This is a genomic window from Serratia sp. 506_PEND, assembly GCF_001076875.1.
Lineage (GTDB): Bacteria > Pseudomonadota > Gammaproteobacteria > Enterobacterales > Enterobacteriaceae > Serratia > Serratia marcescens.
In genome coordinates, this window is sequence record NZ_JVEL01000009.1 from 1 (window position 1) to 4,688 (window position 4,688).

Annotated in this window: 5 protein-coding genes and 1 tRNA gene; 2 read left to right on the forward strand and 4 right to left on the reverse strand. The window is 58.2% G+C overall.

Going from position 1 to position 4,688, the window contains the following annotated elements:
• Nucleotides 1-468: 468 nt before the first annotated feature.
• Nucleotides 469-544 (forward strand) — tRNA-Lys (locus ADK28_RS00175).
• 215 nt (nt 545-759) lie between these two features.
• On the opposite strand, the gene ADK28_RS00180 is transcribed toward ADK28_RS00175, so the two are convergent.
• Nucleotides 760-1,269 carry a DedA family protein gene (locus ADK28_RS00180; RefSeq protein WP_048794578.1) on the reverse strand — a complete coding sequence of 170 codons (510 nt, stop codon included), beginning with the start codon at nt 1,267-1,269 and terminating at the stop codon, nt 760-762.
• 74 nt (nt 1,270-1,343) lie between these two features.
• Nucleotides 1,344-2,582 (reverse strand): MFS transporter, encoded by a 1,239-nt coding sequence (locus ADK28_RS00185; RefSeq protein WP_249339698.1) that lies wholly within the window; start codon nt 2,580-2,582, stop codon nt 1,344-1,346.
• Nucleotides 2,583-3,033: 451 nt separating this feature from the next.
• Between ADK28_RS00185 and ADK28_RS00190 the strand changes: the two genes are divergently transcribed.
• Nucleotides 3,034-3,336: a putative quinol monooxygenase gene (locus ADK28_RS00190; RefSeq protein WP_048794581.1), complete on the forward strand. Its 303-nt coding sequence runs from the start codon at nt 3,034-3,036 to the stop codon at nt 3,334-3,336.
• A 127-nt stretch (nt 3,337-3,463) separates the two neighbouring features.
• On the opposite strand, the gene ADK28_RS00195 is transcribed toward ADK28_RS00190, so the two are convergent.
• Nucleotides 3,464-4,006 (reverse strand): hypothetical protein, encoded by a 543-nt coding sequence (locus ADK28_RS00195; protein ID WP_152929580.1) that lies wholly within the window; start codon nt 4,004-4,006, stop codon nt 3,464-3,466.
• Nucleotides 3,990-4,556 carry a GNAT family N-acetyltransferase gene (locus ADK28_RS00200; RefSeq protein WP_048794580.1) on the reverse strand — a complete coding sequence of 189 codons (567 nt, stop codon included), beginning with the start codon at nt 4,554-4,556 and terminating at the stop codon, nt 3,990-3,992. The genes ADK28_RS00195 and ADK28_RS00200 overlap by 17 nt, the downstream gene beginning before the upstream one ends.
• Nucleotides 4,557-4,688: the final 132 nt, after the last annotated feature.

The window sequence follows — 4,688 nt, forward strand, 5'->3', positions numbered from 1 at the left end:
CCGGTGCCGATGGCGCCGCCGATGGCGATCAGTTGAATATGTCGGTTAGTGAGGTTTCGCCGTAGATGATCTTCTGAAGCGGGCGTCGCGTCAGTCGCTATTTTAGAGTGATCTACCATCTGATGATGTCCTGTTTTACCTGTCATTAGTGAAGTCGTGAGCTCTGAAGTGGCTCTTTTTTATACATTTATCCGGTTGGTCCGGCTTTAGTAAGGTAGTGCAATAACGCCACCTTTGTGCAACATGTTTACAACATTTATACGTGGGATAAAAGTCGATCAATCTTTACACGGAGGAGGCAAATCGGACGTTCAGGGAGCGGAAGATTACTCTTCAAAAGATGGGATTAACAGACCTTATGCGGCTTATCTCGTTGATTAAACAAAGGGTTGTAAAATTCGCATGAGAAAAAGTAATGAGTGGAAGCGTTTGACAGCGGCACTGACGAGGAGGGCAACTTACCGCGTTGGGTCATTAGCTCAGTCGGTAGAGCAGTTGACGCTTAATCAATGAGGCACAGGTTCGAACCCTGTACCACCCACCAACCAAATCAGCGTGTTACGCTCAGGCTTTTCTTTGCTTGTTCCCTCATTGCGCCGTTTTAAGCGCGCTTTTTGCAAAAAAATTCGCATTTTTCGACTGATGTTCAGAAAGGTGATCTGGCGCAAACTGCGGTGTCGCACCGCAGTTTATACGGCAAGAGAGGCTGTGCGCTGGCGCAATGTCGGCGTAGGGGCGAGCCATTTGCCCAAGAATCTTTCAGGTCAAGAAGCGGGGGAATAAATGCGCCGCCGACATCAAAAGCAGCGCCCAGACGGCGGCCGAGAGCGCGGCGGTGGCATAGACGCGCCGCGCCGGCAGTTGCAGCATGCCGGCCATCAGCGGCACGGTGTAACGCATCACCGCCAGAAAACGCGAGGCGAACAGCAGCGGTAGTCCGCGCTTTTGCAAGGAACGTTGCGCTTTGCGCAGCGGGGCGTGAAAGCGTGCCGGCAGCCGGCAGCCAAGATCGCGGCCGTGCAGCCGTGCGCCACAGTGGAAAGACAGGATCGAGCCCAACGCGGCGCCGAGGGCGATGGCCGCCCAAACCGCGCCGAAGGGCAGCGCGTGCTTGCCTGCAACGATGCCCATCAGCAGCGTCACCGAGGCGGGCGGCAGGGCGGAAGACACCACGATCACGGATTTTCCCAGCGCGAACAGGAAAATCAGCAGCAGCAACATCCCCGGTTCCGGACTGTATTTGGCGATAATGTGCGTCAATTCATCCATTTAACACCTGCGGGCGAGAGGGCTGAGAGCCAGTGTCCCATCCGCAGGTTCAATAAGGGTTAAATAACGCGCCGCTATCCGGCAATCTCCGCGTCTTGCTTGCTCACGTCGGCGCGCCGGTTTCTGAGCGCCCACAACAGCGTGGCGCACAGCAGCGAAAAGGCGGCCAGCACCAATGGCCCGGCATGCGGGCTGTGAAAACGCTGTTCCGCCTCCGTGCGGATCAGCGGGGCTAAAAAGCTGAATGCGGCGCCGAGCGTGGTGCAAAAACCGATGCCGGCCGCCAGCGCCGGGCCGGTGAGCACCTGCGCGGGAAACGTCCAGAAAATCGGCTGCACCGCCAGGAAACTGACTGCGCAGCAGCTCAGGGCGACGATGGCGAGCAGAGGGCCGGCATAGGAAGACACCACCAACCCCAGCGCCGCGGCGACCATGCACCCGACGGCGATCGGTAATCTTCTGGCGGTGTTTCTGTCGGCATAGCGCGGCAGGAAATAGACGCCCAGTGCGGAGAACGCCCAGGGGATGGCGGCCACCAGCGAGGCCTTGAAGCCGAGATGGGTGCCCATCAGTGAAGCGACCTGCGACGGCAGGAAAAACATCAGGCCGTATACGCCAATCTGCAGGGTGCCGTAGATCAACGCCAGATGCCAAACGGTGCCGCTGCTCATCGCCGCTTTGACGCTGCTGGTTTCGGTCTGCTGCTGTTCATCGGCCAATTGTGTCACCAGCGCCGTGCGTTCTTCCTCGGTCAGAAAGCGGGCCTGCCGTGGGTTATCGTCGAGATAGAAAAAGGCGAAGATGCCGAGGGCGACGGCCGGCAGCCCTTCCAGCACGAACATCCAGAACCAGCCGGGTTTACCCAACACGCCGTGCATCTCCAGCAATGCCCCCGACAGCGGTGAGCCGAGCGTCAGGGCCGCCGGCACGCCAAGCACGAAAATGCCAATAACCGAGGCGCGCACCTTATTGGGAAAATAGATCGACGCCAGCAGCAGGATGCCGGGGTAAAAGCCGGCTTCGGCGATCCCCAGCAGAAACCGCAGAACGATAAATTGCTGTTCATTGGTCACCAGCCCGGTGCAGGCCGACAGCGCCCCCCACAGCGCGGTGGTGGCGCTGAGCCAGCGTTTGGCCCCCCAGCGGTTCATCAGCAGGTTGGCCGGGATGCCAAACAGCGCATAGGCGGCAAAAAATATTCCGGCGCCCAGTGCAAAGGCGGATTGCGACAGTGCGATATCGATGGCCATCGCGTCCTTGGCAAAGCCGACGTTAACCCTATCGATAAACGCGATGAAGTACATGGCGAACATCAAGGGCACCAGTCTGCGCCAGGTTTTGCGAATGGCGGCGTTGAGCGCAGGAACGGCATAGGTGGCGTGATTCACTGGCGGTAACCTCTCTTCTGAGAATGACAAGCGTCGGTCATAAGGACCGTCCTGGCGCCGTTGCCCTCAACACGACGGTAACAGCGGACTTTCTTCGTGAGCCTTAAAGGTCTAATGGTCAGGCCTTTAAGGGCGAAAAAAATGCCGCATATCGGGTCGGCAGGTTAATGCAGACATCACCATGGTGAATGGTGTGTTGCTTTTTTGTTAATCAGACGTTCACACAGGGCCAGGGCGCGTTCAAGCGCTTTGATCGAGATCTGTGTGCGCTATCACCGAATTGGCAGCCCGGCGATAGACCTGGAGTATGGCGCTTTCATCTCGGGAGTGAGGGCGATAAGGTGAGGCACGGCAAAACAGAATGCAGGAGCGCAACATGCTGAAGGTCATCGCTGAAGATTTTATCCACCCGGAACACATTGACACCGTTATGCCGTGGTATCGCGAGCTGGTGGAGAAAACCCGTCAAGAGCCGCTGAACATCAGTTATGAACTGTGCATCGACCAGCAGGATCCCGGGCATTTTATTTTTATCGAAAGCTGGCCGGATCGCGCCGCCCTGGACGCGCATTGTCAGACCGAGCATTTCACCCGGCTGGTGCCGCAGATCAATCAGTATCAACGCAAGCCTTGCACCTTCCTGTTTATGCAGGCATTTCCTGAAACAGGTGATAAATAGGCGAAAAAATCCCCGCAGGGGGCGGGGTTAATGGCTTCTCACACTATCTTGTTGTGATTAAAAAATAGGCTGATAATGATTTTCATTCTCTAAGAATGTTCTTAAATTAATCAATCTAGTGAATGATTCACCGCCTGCTTTCGCTGGCGGTTTTAATGGCGCGCAACATACGGCGCCGTATCAACCCGCTCACCAGGCGAATAGCATACCAATAGGGGGTAAACCGCCGCCGGCTGGCGTCGTCGGGGCAGAAGATGCGCGTTTCCGTCACCAGACGACAACGCCCGCCCTCGGGGGGACTCACGATATAACCCAGCGCCAGTTTGGCGACGCCGGGCTGAGCGAAGGCCAGAAAGCCCGCCCCGTCAGCGACCTGCTCCAGACCGTATTCAGCCTGCCAAAAGCGGCCGATCAGGCCATAGACCAACGCGCTGTCATCCTGCTCAAGCAGGCAAAAGTTATGCAGGCCAAACGGCGGCGGGGTGGGCGTTCGGCGCGGCATTAGCCGCGCAGGCAATTCGCGCAGCGCTATCATGCTGCGGAAGAAACGATCGTGCTTGGGATCGTAGGCGGCCACGGCCGCCAGGATCCTCGCCTGCGGCGCGGCGATGGCGATCGCATGCCGTTCCGAGAACTGGTATTGCCCAAGGTATTTATTCAGCAACGTCATGCCTTGCATTCTCCCGCCATTCACTTTGCAGCAGGGCGAAACCGAATTCGTCGCCCCATGCGCCTTTGAAAAACACGTTTTGCCGCCAATAGGCCTCGCGCCGAAAACCCAGTTTGCCGAACAGCGTGGCGGCGGCAAGATTACGCGCGTCCACCACCGCAGTAATACGGTGCTTCGCCAGCGGCCCGAACAGCAGAGCGATGACGGCGGTCATCGCTTCGCGCGCCAGTCCTTGACGCTGGTGGCTGGGCGCGAAGGTCACGCCCAGTTCAGCCTGGCGCCCCTCATCGAAGAAATGCACCGCGATATCGCCGAGCAACGCGCCGTCCTCGCGGCGTTCGACCGCCAGTTGAAACCAGCTGTCGTCACGGTTGAATTCGAGCCGCCGTTGCTGTGCGAAAAAGGCCTGTGCCTCGGCGGCGCTGTAGTCGCTCCAGCTTTGATAGCGCGCCACGTCAGGGTGGCTGCGGTAGACGGTAAAGTGGGGCAGATCGTCGGCGGTGAACGGGCGCAGGATCAGTCTGGGGGTCAGCAGAGGCAAGTGGCGCATTGTTTTTCCTTATCAGCGCATTAGGGCTACCGGCAGTGTAGCCCAGCGCCGAGAGGCGGGCTGCGTAAAATGAGCGGTGGAGGACAAATGGGAAATGCCGGTTCAGGCGAACCGGCAGGGGCATTATCGGCG